Source organism: Halogeometricum rufum (assembly GCF_900112175.1).
In the GTDB taxonomy this organism is placed as follows: domain Archaea; phylum Halobacteriota; class Halobacteria; order Halobacteriales; family Haloferacaceae; genus Halogeometricum; species Halogeometricum rufum.
This window is the reverse complement of sequence record NZ_FOYT01000001.1, coordinates 639,946-656,354: the sequence shown is the minus strand read 5'-3', so window position 1 is coordinate 656,354 and position 16,409 is coordinate 639,946. Positions and strand designations below refer to the sequence as shown.

General features: G+C 68.4%; 20 protein-coding genes. 12 read left to right on the top strand and 8 right to left on the bottom strand.

What is annotated here, in order from left to right:
* Positions 1-129: 129 nt before the first annotated feature.
* The 4 genes from BM310_RS03465 to BM310_RS21695 form a co-directional block, all read right to left on the bottom strand.
* Positions 130-1,032 (bottom strand): DUF5995 family protein, encoded by a 903-nt coding sequence (locus BM310_RS03465; RefSeq protein WP_089804658.1) that lies wholly within the window; start codon positions 1,030-1,032, stop codon positions 130-132.
* A gap of 54 nt (positions 1,033-1,086) precedes the next feature.
* Positions 1,087-2,232, bottom strand: coding sequence for an MBL fold metallo-hydrolase (locus BM310_RS03460; protein ID WP_089804656.1), 1,146 nt, complete (start codon positions 2,230-2,232; stop codon positions 1,087-1,089).
* A 354-nt stretch (positions 2,233-2,586) separates the two neighbouring features.
* On the bottom strand, positions 2,587-3,081 hold the full coding sequence (locus BM310_RS03455; RefSeq protein WP_089804654.1) for a hypothetical protein: 495 nt from the start codon (positions 3,079-3,081) through the stop codon (positions 2,587-2,589).
* Positions 3,071-3,979 (bottom strand): hypothetical protein, encoded by a 909-nt coding sequence (locus BM310_RS21695; protein WP_089804652.1) that lies wholly within the window; start codon positions 3,977-3,979, stop codon positions 3,071-3,073. Before BM310_RS21695 ends, BM310_RS03455 begins: the two co-directional genes overlap by 11 nt.
* 382 nt (positions 3,980-4,361) lie before the next feature.
* Here BM310_RS21695 and gvpH point away from each other — a divergent pair, with 382 nt between their 5' ends.
* The 5 genes from gvpH (at position 4,362) to BM310_RS03425 (ending at position 6,993) form a co-directional block, all read left to right on the top strand.
* Positions 4,362-4,835: a gas vesicle protein GvpH gene (gene gvpH, locus BM310_RS03445; protein WP_143105100.1), complete on the top strand. Its 474-nt coding sequence runs from the start codon at positions 4,362-4,364 to the stop codon at positions 4,833-4,835.
* A gap of 310 nt (positions 4,836-5,145) precedes the next feature.
* Positions 5,146-5,340 (top strand): cold-shock protein, encoded by a 195-nt coding sequence (locus BM310_RS03440; protein ID WP_089804648.1) that lies wholly within the window; start codon positions 5,146-5,148, stop codon positions 5,338-5,340.
* A 174-nt stretch (positions 5,341-5,514) separates the two neighbouring features.
* The gene (locus BM310_RS03435; protein WP_089806986.1) at positions 5,515-6,336 is read left to right on the top strand and encodes an aldo/keto reductase; all 822 of its coding nucleotides are present in this window, start codon (positions 5,515-5,517) and stop codon (positions 6,334-6,336) included.
* A 5-nt stretch (positions 6,337-6,341) separates the two neighbouring features.
* Positions 6,342-6,542: a hypothetical protein gene (locus BM310_RS03430; RefSeq protein ID WP_089804646.1), complete on the top strand. Its 201-nt coding sequence runs from the start codon at positions 6,342-6,344 to the stop codon at positions 6,540-6,542.
* Between the two features lie 64 nt (positions 6,543-6,606).
* Positions 6,607-6,993: a VanZ family protein gene (locus tag BM310_RS03425; RefSeq protein WP_089804644.1), complete on the top strand. Its 387-nt coding sequence runs from the start codon at positions 6,607-6,609 to the stop codon at positions 6,991-6,993.
* A 15-nt stretch (positions 6,994-7,008) separates the two neighbouring features.
* Here the strand turns inward: BM310_RS03425 and BM310_RS03420 are convergent, their stop codons facing one another.
* Positions 7,009-7,464, bottom strand: a complete 456-nt coding sequence (locus BM310_RS03420; protein ID WP_089804642.1) for a pyridoxamine 5'-phosphate oxidase family protein — start codon at positions 7,462-7,464, stop codon at positions 7,009-7,011.
* Between the two features lie 110 nt (positions 7,465-7,574).
* On the opposite strand from BM310_RS03420, the gene nucS reads away from it, so the two are divergent.
* On the top strand, positions 7,575-8,447 hold the full coding sequence (gene nucS / locus BM310_RS03415; protein ID WP_089804640.1) for an endonuclease NucS: 873 nt from the start codon (positions 7,575-7,577) through the stop codon (positions 8,445-8,447).
* Between the two features lie 14 nt (positions 8,448-8,461).
* On the opposite strand, the gene BM310_RS03410 is transcribed toward nucS, so the two are convergent.
* Positions 8,462-9,121, bottom strand: coding sequence for a type 1 glutamine amidotransferase (locus BM310_RS03410; protein WP_089804638.1), 660 nt, complete (start codon positions 9,119-9,121; stop codon positions 8,462-8,464).
* 90 nt (positions 9,122-9,211) lie between these two features.
* Entirely contained in the window at positions 9,212-10,729 is a 1,518-nt protein-coding gene (locus BM310_RS03405; protein WP_245778419.1) for an SLC13 family permease, read from the bottom strand.
* Between the two features lie 175 nt (positions 10,730-10,904).
* Between BM310_RS03405 and BM310_RS03400 the strand changes: the two genes are divergently transcribed.
* A complete protein-coding gene (locus BM310_RS03400) occupies positions 10,905-11,435 on the top strand; it encodes a 50S ribosomal protein L16 (protein ID WP_089804634.1) in 531 nt (176 codons plus the stop codon).
* A 168-nt stretch (positions 11,436-11,603) separates the two neighbouring features.
* The gene (locus tag BM310_RS03395; protein ID WP_089804632.1) at positions 11,604-12,470 is read left to right on the top strand and encodes an ATP-grasp domain-containing protein; all 867 of its coding nucleotides are present in this window, start codon (positions 11,604-11,606) and stop codon (positions 12,468-12,470) included.
* 24 nt (positions 12,471-12,494) lie between these two features.
* Here BM310_RS03395 and BM310_RS03390 read toward each other — a convergent pair whose 3' ends face one another.
* Complete coding sequence (locus tag BM310_RS03390; protein WP_089804630.1) at positions 12,495-12,857, bottom strand: Hsp20/alpha crystallin family protein; 363 nt, start codon at positions 12,855-12,857, stop codon at positions 12,495-12,497.
* Positions 12,858-13,140: 283 nt separating this feature from the next.
* On the opposite strand from BM310_RS03390, the gene gap reads away from it, so the two are divergent.
* From gap to BM310_RS03370, 4 genes are all read left to right on the top strand, one after another.
* Positions 13,141-14,193 (top strand): type I glyceraldehyde-3-phosphate dehydrogenase, encoded by a 1,053-nt coding sequence (gap, locus tag BM310_RS03385; RefSeq protein WP_089804627.1) that lies wholly within the window; start codon positions 13,141-13,143, stop codon positions 14,191-14,193.
* A gap of 55 nt (positions 14,194-14,248) precedes the next feature.
* A complete protein-coding gene (locus BM310_RS03380) occupies positions 14,249-15,460 on the top strand; it encodes a phosphoglycerate kinase (protein ID WP_089804626.1) in 1,212 nt (403 codons plus the stop codon).
* A 114-nt stretch (positions 15,461-15,574) separates the two neighbouring features.
* A complete protein-coding gene (locus tag BM310_RS03375; protein ID WP_089806984.1) occupies positions 15,575-15,856 on the top strand; it encodes a hypothetical protein in 282 nt (93 codons plus the stop codon).
* Positions 15,857-15,916: 60 nt separating this feature from the next.
* Entirely contained in the window at positions 15,917-16,405 is a 489-nt protein-coding gene (locus BM310_RS03370; protein WP_089804623.1) for a metallophosphoesterase family protein, read from the top strand.
* The last annotated feature ends 4 nt before the right edge of the window (positions 16,406-16,409 follow it).

Below are 16,409 nucleotides of genomic sequence, written 5' to 3'. Positions count from 1 at the left end.
GCGTTCCTTCGTAGAGAGATTCACCGGCTTCCCTCGCTGCCCGAGGAGAGTCTGAACGAGACATTCAGTCATCGGCTACAGAGGCTACAGGCATATCAACGTATTCGCCAATCCGACGCGTCCGGCGCGTTAGCCGGTTCCTTCGAGCGTCCGTAAGGAGTCGTGAACGCGCTCGCTCGCGCGCGGGGCGAGGATGAGGTGGGCGGCACCGGTCGCGGTGACGTCGTTGGTCCAGCGGGCCAGTCGGCGGCGGAGTCCGAACCGAGAGCGGAGTCCGAGCGCCGTCCGCCACGCGCTGTCGCGACACTCGTCGACCGTGAACACGCAGAGCCACTCGTCGAACGACCCGAGCGAGTCGTCGAGCCGTTCGATGCCCGGCGCGTCGCGCGCCGCCAGCGCGTCCTGCGTCTCGTCGAGCACGTCCCGGATGACGCCGGTGACGGCGCTGTGGTCCGCGTACCGCTCCGAGCGGTTCGGGTCGACGCCGACCGCGGCGAGCGTCAGGGCGAGGTCGTAGTTGATGTGGGCGTTCACGCCGAGCGCGGTGTCCTGGAGGACGAGCGAGTCGCCCCGCGCCGCGGCGTCGAACGCCACTCGCCACGCGTCGGCCAGTCGGTCCACCGCGCCGGACTCGTAGTCGGACACCGCCTCGCGGTAGTGGTTCGCGAAGACGACGAGGTAGTCGCTCACCCACGCGGGGTCGGCGAACTCGCCGCGGCGGATGCGCTCCGCGACGGCGGCCGTCATGCGCGAGTAGACCGAGAGGAAGACGGCGCGGCGGTCGTCCCGCGCCTCGAAGGCGGCCTGGAGCGCCCGGAGTCTGTCGCGGGCGTCGGTCACGTCGGCGTACGGTTCGGCGGTCAGCGCCAGCAGTTCGGGGTCGCCCTCGGAACGGGTTCGGTCGGCGTCGCCCGGAGCGTCGAGCGTCGCCGACGTACCGGGGCCGGCGGCCGACGGGTCGCGTCGGACGCCGACGGCGGCCGCTCTGAGTCGCTTGCGACGCCGTCCGTCGACCGGCGCAGTCGCGTCCATGCGACGAGAGCGTCGGCGGAGGGCATAACGGTTCGCCCCCGGGTCCGTCGCGCGCTACGCCGCGCAGTTGTTCGCTCCGGTCTCGAGTTGCGTCGCCTCGCGGCGGGAATCGTACTCCTCGTGGCCGGTGTTGATGGCGATGACCGTCTCGTAGTTGGCGGGTTTCTCCGGGACGTCCTCGACCATCCGCTCGACGAACGCCTCGCGGTCCAGTCCGAGCAGGTCGAGTCGCTCGGTCACGTCGCCGAGTGCGTCGGCGACCGGTCGGCCGGGCGACCCGTTCTCGAACCGGCCGTCGCTCGTGACCGTGACGTGACCCGGGAGGACGGTGACGCCGTTCGGTTGGTCGGTGAGCGTGTCGTGCAGCGTGTCGTACTCCATCTCCGCGCCCGTCTCGGCGGCGTCCTCGCCGAACTCCAGTTCGGTGCGGCCGACGGAGTCGAGGAACAGGGCGTCGCCCGTCAGCATCGCGTCGCCGACGCGGTAGACCATCATCTCGGAGGTGTGGCCGGGGGCCGCGAGGGCGGTGAACTCGACGTCGCCGAGTTCGACCGTCTCGCCGTCGCTCAGCGCGTCGAACTCGAACGCCACGTCGCGCTCTGCGGCGCGTTCGCCGAGGTGGTAGGGGACGTCCAGTCGGTCCGCCAGCGCGCGGCCGCCGGAGACGTGGTCGGCGTGGACGTGCGTGTCGAAGACGTGGGTTATCTCGTAGTCGCGTTCGGCGGCGGCGACGACGTACTGGTCGAGGTGCCGCGTCGGGTCCACGACGACGGCCTCGCCCGCGTCCGGGACCCCGACGAGGTAGCTCAGACAGCCCTTTCCGCGGCGCTGGAACTGGACGATTTCCACCTCGTCGTCGGCCGTCTCGACCGTCGCCTGCTCGTAGAGGGCGTTCCAGTCGCGCATCCCGCCCTTCACGACTTCGACGTGGTCGCGGCCGTTCGCGTCGAGTTCCGCGGCGAGCGTCGTCGAGGTGGCCCCCTTTCCGCAGATGGTGACGATCGGCCCGTCGTCCGCGAGTTCGGCTATCTCCGCCGCTTGGTCGTCGTCGAGCGTCTCCGTCGGGCCGAACGGGACGTTCTCCGCCCCGGGAACGTGCCACGCCTCGTAGCTGTCTTCGGGGCGCGTGTCCACGATGGTTCCCGGGTCCCCTTCGTCAATCGCGTCTGCGAGTTCACGAGCGGGTATGGTGTCGAACATCTCTCGGTGCCACGTACTGGCTCCTCACTGAAGACCGTCTTGGCCGAACGGTGCAAGTCCGTGTGGCCGAGAAGCGAGCGTCGAGGCTGAGAGGGGCGCGAGAGCGCGTCTCGGGCCGTGAGTAATCAGACTGCGGACAGCGGTTCGTCCCGTCCGCCGGAGAGGAGCACACGATTCGCCGGCCGCGCCCGCTCCGAACGGCTACAGCAGCGACCGGAGCAGTCGGAGCGGGAACGTGACGATAGCTATCAGGAGGTCGACGGCGCGTCTGAGGACCGAACGGACGGTTCCGAGCATGCCGGTGCTGGCGGTCGGTGGCGGCATAGCCGTTCTGGCTGCACGCGCCGGCAGGGGTCAGTACGTCACGACGGCGACGACGATGCCGAGCGTCTGACCGACGCCGGCGAGTGCGAGCGTGACCAGCGGGGACGCGCCGGCCGCGAAGCCGATGGCTGCGACGCCCGACAGACCGGCGCCCGCCATGTAGGCCCACGAGCGCTCTTCGTCGGGGAGGACGTACCCGGTGTACAGGAACGCGAGCGTCGGCAGCGCCATCCAGCCGAAGACGGTGACCGCCGCGAGCGTCCCGCTCTCGACGACGAGCGAGTACGCCCCGACGAGCGTGACGACGAAGCCGAGGACGATGACCGCCAACCACGCCCGGAGGACGGGATGCTCGCGCATCTCCGACCACGACAACGCGGCGAAGGCGAACAGGAGGGTCGCCATGACGACGTGGCCAATCAAGACGGCGCGCGCGGCGAGGAGTCCGGTGTGGGCGGCGGCGGCGAACGCCCACGCGAGGGGGACGAGTCCGGCCGGGGCCGTCTCGCGGACGCTACGTAACATGGACACCCCCGGCGTTCGCGGGTCGCGCGCCGTCCGGCACGCCGCCCACCGCGGCGGTCGGTGCGGTCAGGCCGGCCGGCGGTCGACGCCGTTCGGTGTCGACTTCGACGGTGCCGGTGACGTCTACCCAGCCGTCCTGCGGGCCGTACAGTTCGGTCCTGACGGTGTCGCGGTAGGAGTCGTAGTTCCAGCCGAACACCCACCAGGCGTTCTGCCCCTCGACGTGGGTGACGAGGTCGACGCGCGTCGTCTCGTTCGTCTCGTAGGACGCGTACAGCTTCGTATCGTACGCGGAACACTGGAGCCAGTCGGCCGTCGGGAACTCGCACGCCACGGGCCGGCGGTTCGCGCGCGGCGAGAACATCGGTTCGACGCCCCACGGGTCGTCCGTCGCGACGGTGGCGTTCGCCGGGAGGGAGACGGTGACGAGCGTCCCGGCGTTGGCGTCCCGCATCATGTCCGGATTCGAGGGGTCGTACTCGCTGGCGGGAATCTCGACGCGCCTGCCCGTCCCGTTCTCCTCGACGAACTCGTAGTAGCGCGGCGTGACGGTCACCCGGTCGGCTGATAGCTCCAACATTCGTCCGTACTCCGTCTCGACGACGCGGTACGAGAAGTTGTCGCCGGCGGCGTCGCCTTCCTCGACCATCGCGGCGGCCAGGTTCGGCTTCCCCTCCTCGGCGGGAATCGGGAGGGAGACGGTGACGTCTTCGAGCGTCTCGTTCGTGTTGACGACGACGTCGTAGCTGTAACTGCTCTCGTAACTCGTCCGGTAGAGGTGGTCGGTGTAGAGCCAGAGCCCACCCGCCAGCACGGCGAGGACGACGACGACGGCGAGGACGACGACGAGGGCGATTCGCGTCCAGCGTCGCCGTCTGGAGGGGTGGTCTTCGCTCACACCGTCCACGCTCGCGCCCGCACACCAAAGAGGTAGTGGTGTCAGGTGTCCGAGACGAGGCGCGACGGAGTACGACTTCCACGGGGGTTCGTACTCCGGCACGACGACCGACGACTGGGACGCCCCGCAAATGAACGACTTCGACACCGGCGACATGGGCGAGAGAGCCGACCACTTCCTCCTGTCGGCCAACGGGTTCCCGCCGGCGAACGTCGCGGACTTGCGACTCCCGGTAGTCGCCCCCGACGGTGACCTCGACGAGAACGCGAGGCGTTCGGCGCGGGCATCGGCGACTGATTCACCGCCGTGCGAGACGGTCACGAGACTTTTCTGTGCCGGCGACCAACTAGAAACGAACCCGCGGTCGGCGAGGTTCGACACCATGACACGCTCACACCGAGACGACGGCGAGGACGAACAGGACGGCCCCGACGACGAGCAGTCCCCGACGCGCATCGACATCAGCATCTCCGTGACCGACCTCCTGAGCGACTTGCTCGACGACCGGCGCGCGGAGACCGACCGGCGAACGCCCGGGCGGCGGCCGCGCGGCCGACCGACGCGCGCGGGCCACGCCTCCGGCGACGGACCGACGGAGGGCGGATCCGTGGACGACGACTACCGGGTCGAGAGCGTCCGCGACGGCGACGAACTCACCGTGGTCGCCGACCTGTTGGGCGCGGACCGGGCCGACGTGACGACCGGTATCGACCCGGAACGGAGCGAACTCGTCGTCGCCACCGGCGGCCGCGCCGTCGGCCGGGTGTCGCTCCCGTGGGACCCCGTCGAAGTCGTCGAGACGTCGTTCAACAACGGTATTCTGCAGGTCCGACTCCGCCCCGCGACCGACGACTGACGAAGCGACTCACACCTGCTGGGGCCGCCGTCTCTCGCGTTCCGAGCGACGACCCGCCGAACGCTCCACCGGTGGTCGGCGTCTCCGTCTTCGGCGCGGGCGAGACGGTTCGACCGCTCTCGCCCCCCCGACTTCTCCCCGCCAGACCGATTTCGTCGCGTTCGACGGTGTGTTGATGTCCACCACACATCATAAACGGAATTGTGCCGTCTAGACGCGTCTTGGGAGCTCTACCGCCATTATCTCGTTTCTTCTCGCCGAAACCATTCTCGGAAGGGTTATCTGTGGGGAGCGGTTGTCTTCAGAGGCTATGGCAAAAGGCAAAGTCGACTTCTTCAACGACACAGGCGGCTACGGATTCATAGAGACCGAGGATGCGGACGAGGACGTGTTCTTCCACATGGAAGACGTCGGCGGCCCGGACCTCGAAGAGGGTACGGAGATCGAGTTCGAGATCGAGGACGCCCCCAAGGGCCCCCGCGCGAAGAACGTCACCCGCCTGTAAGTCGACGACTACTTCGAACAACGTAGCGGACGGAGGCTGACGACGCCGCGGTCGATTGAGTTCGGTCCGTATGCGGCAGTTCTCTGAACTACTCATCTTTCTGAGCGACGCCGCTTCAACTGCCAATACGTTAACATCCGGCCGAGCCTAGCCGGTAGTATGTCCGAAACGGAGATGGAACACGTCGAACTGCGAGGCGCGCGCGTCCCGAAGGTCGGTCTCGGAACGTGGCGGATGGAGGGCGAGGAGTGCTACGACGCCGTCTCGACCGCACTCGAACTCGGCTACCGGCACGTCGACACCGCACAGATGTACGGGAACGAGGCCGAGGTGGGCCGCGCGATAGCCGACGCCGACGTGGACCGTCGGGACCTGTTCGTGACGACGAAGGTGAAGCCCGGCAACGCGGACTACGACGGCCTCGTCGAGTCGGCGAAGGCGAGTCTCGACCGTCTCGACACGCCGTACGTGGACCTGTTGCTCCTCCACTGGCCGAACCCGCTGGTCTCCATCGAGGAGACGATGGACGCGATGAAGGAACTCGTCGACGGCGGCGAGGCGTACCACGTCGGCGTCAGCAACTTCCCCCTGCCGATGCTGAAGCGCGCCCGCGAGGCGGCCGACGTACCGATTCTGACCGATCAGGTGCAGTTTCACCCGCACCGCCCCAAGCGGAAGCTCCTCCGGTACTGTCAGGACGAGGACCTGCTGCTCACGGCGTACAGTCCGTTGGCGCAGGGCGAACTCGTCGAGGACGAGACGCTCCGCCGAATCGGCGACCGGTACGACAAGACGCCCGCGCAGGTGGCGCTTCGCTGGGCGACCCAGCACCGGAACGTCGTCGTCATCCCGAAGTCGACGAGCCGAGAACACCTCGCGGCCAACCTCGACGTCTTCGACTTCACGCTCACGCGAACGGAAGTCGACGAGGTGACGCGACCGTCGCTGCTGAAGACGGGCGCGTCGATGGTCAAGGGGATGCTGCGCGAGCGCTGACCCCGATGGCGGACCCGGAGGAGACGGCCGACCGAGTCGCGTCGTCGGCGGTTCGGCTCCTCGGTCTGGCAGTCGCCAGCGGTGGCGCGTTCTACGCGGAGCAGTCGCGACTCCTCGGCGCGGCGGCGGTGCTCGTCGGCCTCGCGGTGTTCCTCTTCCCGCGGCAGGCGAGGGGCGTCGGCGAGGACCTGACGAACGTCGGCTGAGCGGATGACGCGCGGCGCCGGAGGAAAAGGCTCAGGGCGTCCAGTCGCGAACCGGTGTCGTAGCATGCAGTTCTCGCGCTCGGTCCGGACTCTCGTTCTCGTCGGGTGGTGCGTCGCCGTCGTCGTCGCGTCCGTGATTCCCGCGCCGACCGGCGGCGTCGCGTCGCCGGGGGCGTTCGTCGTCGGCCTCGACAAACTGGTTCACTTCGGGGCGTACGGCGTGACGGCGTTCCTCGCGGCGTTCGCACTCGGCGCGCGCGACGCGCGTGGACTGGCGGTGGCGGTCCTCGCCGCCGTCGCACTCGGCGGCGGCGTCGAACTCGTGCAGACGACGCTCCCGACCCGGACGTTCGGACTCGGTGACCTCGTCGCCAACGCCGTCGGTGCCCTCAGCGGAGCGCTAGTGTACGTGGCCGTCGAACGCCGCGTCTGGGTCACGGACGACGAGTGAACGCACCGAGTCGCCTCAGGGGCGGTTCCGCAGTCCCGTCGCCGTCTCCACGTCCAGCACCCACCCGGCGATGCCCCGCATCGGTTCGGACTCCGAGAACAGGCTGGGGAACCAGGCGTTGGCCTCCATCGCCGAGACGAGTGCGTCCCACTCGTCGTCGTCGGCCTCCCGAATCGTCCCCGAGACGACGACGCTCTCCCACTCGTACCGTCCCGACACGTCGAACGTCGTCAGCGTCGCTCGCGTCGTCGTCTCGGCGAATCGCTCTTTCTGACTCGTCTCCCCGCGGAGGAAGACGAAGTAGACGCGGTCGCCGTCGTACCCGAACGAGATGGGCACCCCGTACGCGCGCCCCTCGTCCGCGAGTGCGAGGACGCCGACGCCGTGGTCACGCAGGTACGCTTCGACCTCCTCGTCCGTCATCGGGTCACCCTGAATCGGCGCGAACCCGTCCGTGTCGTTCGACGACATACCACACGGTACGGGCCGAAGCGGGATATATCGTCGCGTCCGCGGCGCCTCCGGGCGGCCGACGCGCCCTTTTTACGCCGCCGTCACCGAACGTCGGACGAGCGGTTCAGATGACGGCGACGACCCTGCACCGGCCGACGCACCGCGACGCGCTCTACTTGCTGGAAGAGGCGTTCGGCGACGGACGCATGGTGACGCTGTTCGGTCGCTGCACGGTCGACTACGACGGCCGCGCCACCTCCAGTCTCGGCCCGGGCGACCGACTCGTCGTCTGCAAGCCGGACGGCACCATCCTCGTCCACACCGACGAGAAGCGCAAGCCGGTGAACTGGCAGCCGCCGGGGTGCACCCACCGAGCGAGCGTCCGCGACGGCCACCTCCGCGTCCGAAGCGAGCGCTCGACGCCGACGGAACGTCTCGACGTCGCCTTCGAGCGCATCGACCAGGTGACGGCCTACGAGGTGACCGACCGCAGCGATTTGCGACTGCAGGGGAGCGAGGAGGACCTCCGGCGTCGGATTCTCGACGACCCCGCACTCGTCGAGGAGGGGTTCGTTCCGCAGGCGACCGAACGCGAGACGGCGGCCGGTCCGGTAGACGTCTTCGGCGAGGACGCGGCGGGCAGACCGGTCGTCGTGGAGTTGAAACGGCGGCGCGTCGGTCCCTCGGCGGCCGGGCAACTCCAGCGGTACGTCGAGGCCGTCGACGAGGAGTTCCCCGACGAGGGCGTGCGCGGCGTCCTCGTCGCCCCCTCCGTGACCGACCGCGCGCGGGAGTTGCTGGCGGAGCGGGGACTGTCGTTCGTCGCCGTCGAACCCGTCGCCGACGAGGGCGACGACGAGAGCGGCGACGGCGACAGCGTGGCGAAGGCCGAGGGCGACGGCGGCGACGACGGTGCGGACGCTGGCCGCGACGACGGTCCAGACGCTGGCGACGACGCCGCGGACGAGAGCGACGACGCCGCGGACGACACCGCCGAGTAGCCGTCGCCGGGTCGTCACCGCGCGTCCACGAGGCGGACGAAGTTCTCGAACGTCCGTTCGACCGTCACGCCGTCGAAGTCGCGGTGGGCCGGGTCGTCGGGCCACTCGAAGTCCTCCTCGATGTCCGGGAGTAGCAGTTCCGTGAACTCCGGGTGGTACTGGACGGTCCACAGCGGTGCGTCCCGGTGGCGACTGCCGAGATAGTCGTAGTAGTCCGCCGAGGCGATGGCCTCCATCCCCTCGCCGAGTTCCGTGACCACGTCGCCGTGCAGGAGGGGGACGCGCGCGCCGACGCCGTCGAACAGGGGGTCGTCGGCGAAGCGCACCGGGTCAATGCCGGCGTGCGGGCCGCGGTGTTCGACGGTGCCGCCGAGGGCGTCGTTGACGAGTTGGTGACCGAAGCAGACGCCGAGCGTCGGCACTCGCTCCGAGACCAGTTCGCGCACGAGTTCGCGCAGGTCGTCCATCCACGGGTAGTCGTCGGACTCGTAGACGCCGGCGGTGCTCCCCGAGAGGACGACGCCGTCCGCCGCGTCGAGGGCGTCCGGGCGGCCGCCGCGGTCGGCGAAGGGGTAGACGCGGACGGCGGCACCGGCGGCTTCGAGGTGCCGGCGAATCTCGGGGACGAAGTAGCGCGCCGTCGGGTCCACCTCGTTCTCCAGTAGCAGTATCATACGCGTGTGTCGTCGGCCGCCACCGAGAACGCTCCGGTCCGCCGACCCGCGAACCCGCGGTCGAGTCCACGGTTCGAGTCCGGCGGCGCCTCAGGGGACGACGCTCACGCCCCAGACGACGGGAAGCCAGACCACCGCGGCGACGGCGAGGAGGACGACGCCGAGGAGGTTCAACACGAGGCCGGCGCGGGCCATCTCGGGCACCGTGACGTAGCCGGTACCGAAGACGACGGCGTTCGGCGGCGTGGCGACGGGGAGCATGAACGCGAGGGAGGCGGCGACGGCGACGACGGTGGCGAGGACGAGGGGTGCGACGGCGAACGACGCTGCGACGCCGACGGCCAGCGGGACGAACAGCGACGCAGTCGCGCTGTTCGAGGTGACTTCGGTGAGGAAGACGACGAGGGTGGCGACGACGAGGAGCGTGAGGACCGGAGCGAGACCCGCCACGCCGCCGAGCGACGCGCCGACCCACGCGTCGAGCGCCGTCGTCTGGAAGGCGTCGGCGATGGCGAACCCGCCGCCGAAGACGAGGAGCACCTCCCACGGGAGTCGCGTCGCGTCGTCCCACGAGAGCAGCGCTCCCTCCTCGACGCCGTTGGGCACGAGGAACAGGAGCGTCGCTCCCGCGACGGCGATGGCCCCGTCCGTGACGCCGGCGACGTAGGGGTCGACGAGGAACGGTCGGGTCAGCCACCCGGCGACGACCAGCGAGAAGACGACGAGGACGCGTCGCTCCGGGGTCGAGAGCGCCCCGAACTCGCCCGACTCGTCGGCGGGACCGGTCGCGTCGGCGGCGTCGAACGTCGCGTCGGCGTCGCCGACGGCGAACATCGCCGAGAGCGCCCCCCACGCCGCGACGAGGAAGACGGCGGCGAACGGGACGCCGAACAGCATCCACCGGACGAAGTCCAGACGCACGCCGAGCGAACGCTCCACGACGGCCGCGAGGATGGCGTTCGGCGGCGTCCCGATGAGCGTGGCGACGCCGCCGATGGAGGCGGCGTAAGCGACGCCGAGGACGAGTGCCGTGCCGAACGCCGACGACTCGGGTGCGGGCGGGACGGACGAGGACGCGGCGTCGTCGGTCGGAAATCGGGTCGCGTCGGCCGCGCGGTAGTCCGGCGGCGCGTCGCCGGGCGTGCCGACGACGGAGAGGGCGATGGGGACCATGAGCATCGCCGTCGCCGTGTTCGACACCCACATCGACAGCGACGCCGTCGCGAGCATGAACCCGCCGAGGAGTCGGCGCGGGTCGTCGCCCAGTGCGCGGACGACGGAGACGGCGATGCGCCGGTGCAGTCCCCACCGTTCGACGGCGAGGGCCACGAGGAAGCCACCGAGGAAGAGGAACGTCACGGGGTCGGCGTAGGCGGCGGCGGTGGCCGCGGCGTCGGTGACACCGGAGACGGGGAAGAGGACGACCGGGAGGAGTGCGGTCACCGCGATGGGCGCCGTCTCCGTGAGCCACCACACGGCCACCCAGAGCGTGCAAGCGAGGGCGGCGGCACCCGCCGCGTCGAGGCCCGCGGGCGGGAACAGACGGACGAGGGCGTAGCCCGTCGGGCCGAGGACGAGGCCGACGCCGCGTCGAGAGAGCGAGACCACGACTCTCCCGTACGCTCGTCGCCGAGTTGATAGTTCCGACGGGGGTCGATGCGGGGCGACGAGAGGGACGGGCGGCGCGGACGACGCCGGGTGGGAACTGCACGCACGGGCACGCAGACTGCTGATGCTTCGAAGCGCTTTTACGCCGGATGACCGTTCTTCCGCACAAGTAACCATGGCAGACAAACCCGCCTCGATGTACCGCAACATCGACAAGCCGTCGTACACCCGACGCGAGTACATCACCGGCATCCCCGGTTCGAAGATCGCACAGCACAACATGGGTAACCTCCAGACCGGCCCCCAGGACTACCCGGTCCAGATCAGCCTCCGCCTCGAGGAGGAGTGCCAGATTCGCCACGGCTCGCTCGAATCGGCGCGTCTGTCCGCGAACCGCGTGATGCTGAAGCAGGTCGGTCAGGAGAACTACAAGATGGTGCTCCGCAAGTTCCCCCACCAGGTCCTGCGCGAGAACAAGCAGGCGACCGGTGCGGGCGCGGACCGTGTCTCCGACGGGATGCGGCAGTCGTTCGGGAAGGTCGTCGGCACCGCCGCGCGCATCCAGAACGGCGAACGCGTCTTCACCATCTACTGCAGCGTCGAGGACGCCGCCATCGCCAAGGACGCGCTTCGCCGCGCCTACAACAAGATGTCGCCGCCGTGCCGTATCGACGTGGAGAAGGGCGAAGAACTCCTCGTCTCCTGATCGGGAGCGAGTCTCTTCGCGGTTCTCCGGAAGGGCGAAGAACTCCTCGTCTCCTGATCGGGAGCGAGTCTCTTCGCGGTTCTTCCGACGGAATCGGTCGACTTCCGGCACCGGCGTCGGAGTCGCCGGACCCGGCCACTTTTACACTCTCACGCCAACTCGTAGCCGATGCTTCGACTCGCGGTGACGACGTCCAGCGAGACGTTCGAGCGGATGCGCCGGCCACTCGCGGACCGAGGCGTGACCGTCGAACACCTGCCCGCGAAGGAGCGGGCGATTCGACTGACCGACGACGGCGAGTCGTTCGACGCGGGGTTCGTCTACCCGACGCGACTGATGGAGGGTGGTGCGCTGGACGCGCGGACGCCGATACCGTGGGTGAACGGTCGCGAGGCGGTGCTCACCTCGCGGAACAAGGCGGGCGTGATAGCCGCGCTCTCGCGGGCGGGACTGCCAGTCCCGGAGACGCGGATGGTGTCGAACCCCGTCGGCGAGGAGACGGTGGTCGAGGCCGTCGCCGACCTGTCGTTCCCGCTGGTCGTCAAGCCCAACTCCGCCACGCGCGGCGTCGGTGTCGCCAAGGTGCGCGACGTGGACTCGCTGCTGGGCGTCGTCGACTACCTGAACCTCGTCCACGACTACCGGGCGACGGGCGACAAGTCGTACCTGCTTCAGGAGTACGTCCCCGACGCGCGGGACTACCGCGTGATGGTCGTCGACGGTGAGGTGGTCGGCGGCGTCGAACGCCGACTGCCCGAGGGACTCGGCGAGGGTCGGTGGAAGCACAACGTCCACCGGGGCGCGACGGCGACCGAACTCACGGTCTCGGCCGAACATCAGAAACTGGCCGTCGCGGTGGCCGAGACGCTCGGAATCGACTACCTCGGCGTCGACCTCCTCGTCGCCGACGACCGAACCGTCGTCTCCGAGACGAACGCCCGACCGACCATCGACCACGAGAAGTACGACGCGGACTTCTGGGACAGGCTGGCGGCGCTGATACGGGAGACTGCCGAACGGTCGAAGGTCGAATGAAAATCGTCGCACCGAGGTGTCGCGCTACTCGACGTCGATTGCGGCCGAGTCCTCCGACTTCTGGAAGGTGACCTGCAGGACGCCGTTCTTGAACGACGCCTTCGCGGAGTGTTCGTCCACCCGGACCGGGAGGCGGATTCGTTCGTCGTACTCGCGGCGGTCGCTCGCGGCACTCACCGTGAGCGTCTCGCCGTCGCACTTCAGGTCGATTGCGTCCTTCTCCACACCCGGAAGGTCCGCGACGAGTCGAACCGCCTCGCCCTCATCGTACACGTCGATGTGGGTCTCCGAGGCGAACCCGGTGGAGTCACCACCGGTCATCTCGTTCATCATCCGTTCGATCTCGTCGAAGATGTTGTCGAACGGATCGTCGCGTTCATCTCTCATGCACGCGACCTTTGGTTACTTTCTGTCAAAAGCCTTCTCCCCCCGGCGGGTTCCGACGCCGACGCCGGGTCGATTCGCGGTCGTCGCCCGGTCGTCCGAACGTGCGCGGTCGTGAACGAACGTGCGTTTCTCTGATCACTCTCGTTCGCCGCCGACGGGCGGGAACTCCATCATTGTTCAGGCTAAAGCGACAGTACGACTCTCTTACGACACGGATTTCGTCCGTTCGCGGGTCTGGTCAGAGACACAGGGATTCAAGTATCTTGCCGGAGAAAACTCGGATATGAGTGAAAAATCGTACCTCGCTGCGGGCGAGAACGTCGACGACGACGAGGTGGTGCGAGTCGGACTGAACGGGTTCGGGCGAATCGGGCGGAACGTGTTCCGCGCGGTGATGGACAACCCGAAGGTCGAACTCGTCGGCATCAACGACGTGATGGACTTCGAGGACATGGCCTACCTCGCCAAGTACGACACCGTGATGGGCCGCCTCGACGAGGTTTCGCTCGACGGCGAGGAACTCGTCGCGGGCGACACCGCCGTCTCCCTGTTCAACATCCAGAGCCCCGCCGAACTGCCGTGGGACGAACTCGACGTGGACGTCGCCCTCGAGTGCACGGGCATCTTCCGCACGAAGCAGGACGCCTCCGCGCACCTCGACGCGGGCGCGGACAAGGTCATCATCTCCGCGCCGCCGAAGGGCGATGAACCGGTCAAGCAGATCGTCTACGGCGTCAACCACGACGAGTACGACGGCGAGGACGTCGTCTCGAACGCCTCCTGTACGACGAACTCCGTCTCGCCCGTCGCGAAGGTACTGGACGACGAGTTCGGCATCGAGTCCGGTCTCCTGACGACGGTCCACGCCTACACCGGGTCGCAGAATCTCATCGACGGCCCGAAGGCCAAGACACGCCGCGGCCGCGCCGCCGCCGAGAACATCGTCCCCACCTCCACGGGCGCCGCGCAGGCCACGACCGAGATTCTGCCCCAGTTGGAGGGTAAACTCGACGGCATGGCGATGCGCGTCCCCGTTCCGAACGGCTCCATCACCGAACTCGTCGTCTCTCTCGACGAGGCGCCGTCGGTCGAGGAACTGAACGACGCGTTCCGCGACGCCGCCGACTCCGGCCCCCTCGCGGGCGTCCTCGGCTACACCGACGAGGAAGTCGTCTCCTCGGACATCGTCGGCCTGCCGTTCTCCTCGACGGTCGACCTGCAGTCCACGAACATGGTGAACGACGGCGGCCTCTACAAGATTCTGACGTGGTACGACAACGAGTACGGCTTCTCGAACCGGATGCTCGACGTGGCCGAGTTCGTCACCGCCGACTGAGCCTCGACCGCCCACCACTAAGTGAAATCTCCTCGTCTTTCGAACCACCACACACATGTCCACGTTCAAGACACTCGACGACCTCGAACCCGACAAGCGCGTCCTCGTCCGCCTCGACCTGAACTCCCCCGTCGAGGACGGCGAAGTGCAGGACAACCGACGCTTCGAACGCCACGCCGAGACCGTCCGCGAACTCGCCGAGGCGGGCCACCGCGTCGTCCTGATGGCCCACCAGGGCCGCCCCGGCGACGACGACTTCGTCTCACTCGAACAGCACGCCGCCATCCTCGCATCCCACGTCGACCGCGACGTGGGGTTCGTCGCCGACACCTACGGTGAGGCGGCGATAGAGGCCGTCGAGTCGCTGGAATCCGGCGAGATACTCCTCTTGGAGAACACGCGGATGTGCGACGACGAACTCCCCGAGGAAGAGCCCGAGACGAAGGCCGAGACGGAGTTCGTGCAGACCCTCGCGCCGCACTTCGACGCCTACGTGAACGACGCCTACTCGGCGGCGCACCGGTCGCACGCCTCCCTCGTCGGTTTCCCCCTCGAACTGCCCGCCTACGCCGGGCGCGTGATGGAGACGGAGTACGAGGCCAACTCCGCCATCGCCACTCGGGAGTTCGACGGACAGGTGACGATGGTCGTCGGCGGGACGAAGGCGACGGACGTCATCGACGTGATGAACAACCTCGGCGGGACGGTGGACCGATTCCTGCTGGGCGGCATCGCGGGCGAACTGTTCCTCCGCGCTGCCGGTCACGACGTCGGCTTCGACGTCGGCGACATGGACCTGTTCGACGACCAGTGGGAGGCGAACCACGAGACCATCGCGTCCCTCCTAGACGAACGCGGCGACCAGATTTCGCTCGCGGTCGACCTCGCGTACGAGGACGACGACGACGAACGCGCCGAGATAGCCGTCGACGACGTCGACGAGAAGGACCGCGCGTACCTCGACGTCGGCACCGACACCGTCGAGTCGTACGACGAGGTGGTTCGCGACTCCGAGGCCGTCTTCGTGAAGGGCGCACTCGGCCTGTTCGAGGACGAACGCTTCTCGAAGGGGACGGTCGGCGTCCTGCGCGCCATCGCGGAGACGGACTGCTTCTCCGTCGTCGGCGGCGGCGACACCTCCCGCGCCATCGAGATGTACGGGCTGAGCGAGGACGACTTCGGCCACGTCTCCATCGCCGGCGGCGCGTACATCCGCGCGTTGACCGGCGCGTCGCTGGTCGGCGTGGAAGTCCTCCAGCGGAACTGACGGGAGGAGTTCGACCGTTCGGCGGATTCGGCGGGTTCGCGTGCCACGTGCGAGATACAGGCAGATACTGGCCGGGCCCCAGCACACAATCTCTGGGGCGTGATACTCACACGCGTGACCGACGACTTACGCGCCGACTACCCCGAGGCGGCGGAGTACATCGAGCAAGCGGTGACGGCGCACGGCGAGGAGTGGGTGCTGGAGAACTACTACCAGCAGATATCTCAGCTTGGTGTCGTCATGGACGTTCCCGAGAAGGAGGAACTGCCGTTCTTCGACGCCGACGAACACGACACGATGAGCGACGAGGAGGTTCGGAAGATGGGTGAGGCGTTGAGCCAGTACCGGCAGAACCTCATCGCCGCCAGCCGCGAGGCGACCGAACGCGACGACTGACGCGGGCACCGAGCGACCCGCGCACCAACCTTCTTACGCGATTCCGCCGAACGTCCGCGTATGAGAGTCGGCATCTGTTCGGACACGCACGACAACCTCGAGTTGGCGCGCGGCGCGGTGGAGACGTTCGAGGACGCGGGCGTCGAGACGGTGATTCACTGCGGCGACGTCGTCTCGCCGTTCACCGCGAACGTCTTCGACGCCGACTTCGAGTTCCACGCCGTCCGCGGTAACAACGACGGCGAGTGGGCACTGGAGAACTTCGTCGACTCGTTCGGAACCTACCACGGCGAGTGCGCGACGTTCGAGTTCGACGGCGTCGCGGTGGCCGCCTACCACGGGACGAGCGAAACGCTGGTGGACGGACTGGTCGACTCGGAGAGCTACGACTACGTCTTCCGGGGGCACACCCACCAGCGGACGTACGACGAACGAGAGGGGACGGTCCACGTCAACCCCGGCGGACTGCCGATACCGGGTGCGGACGACACGTACCACGTCGCACTCCTCGACACGGAAGCGGACGACGTCGCCTTCTACGAGGTCTGAACCG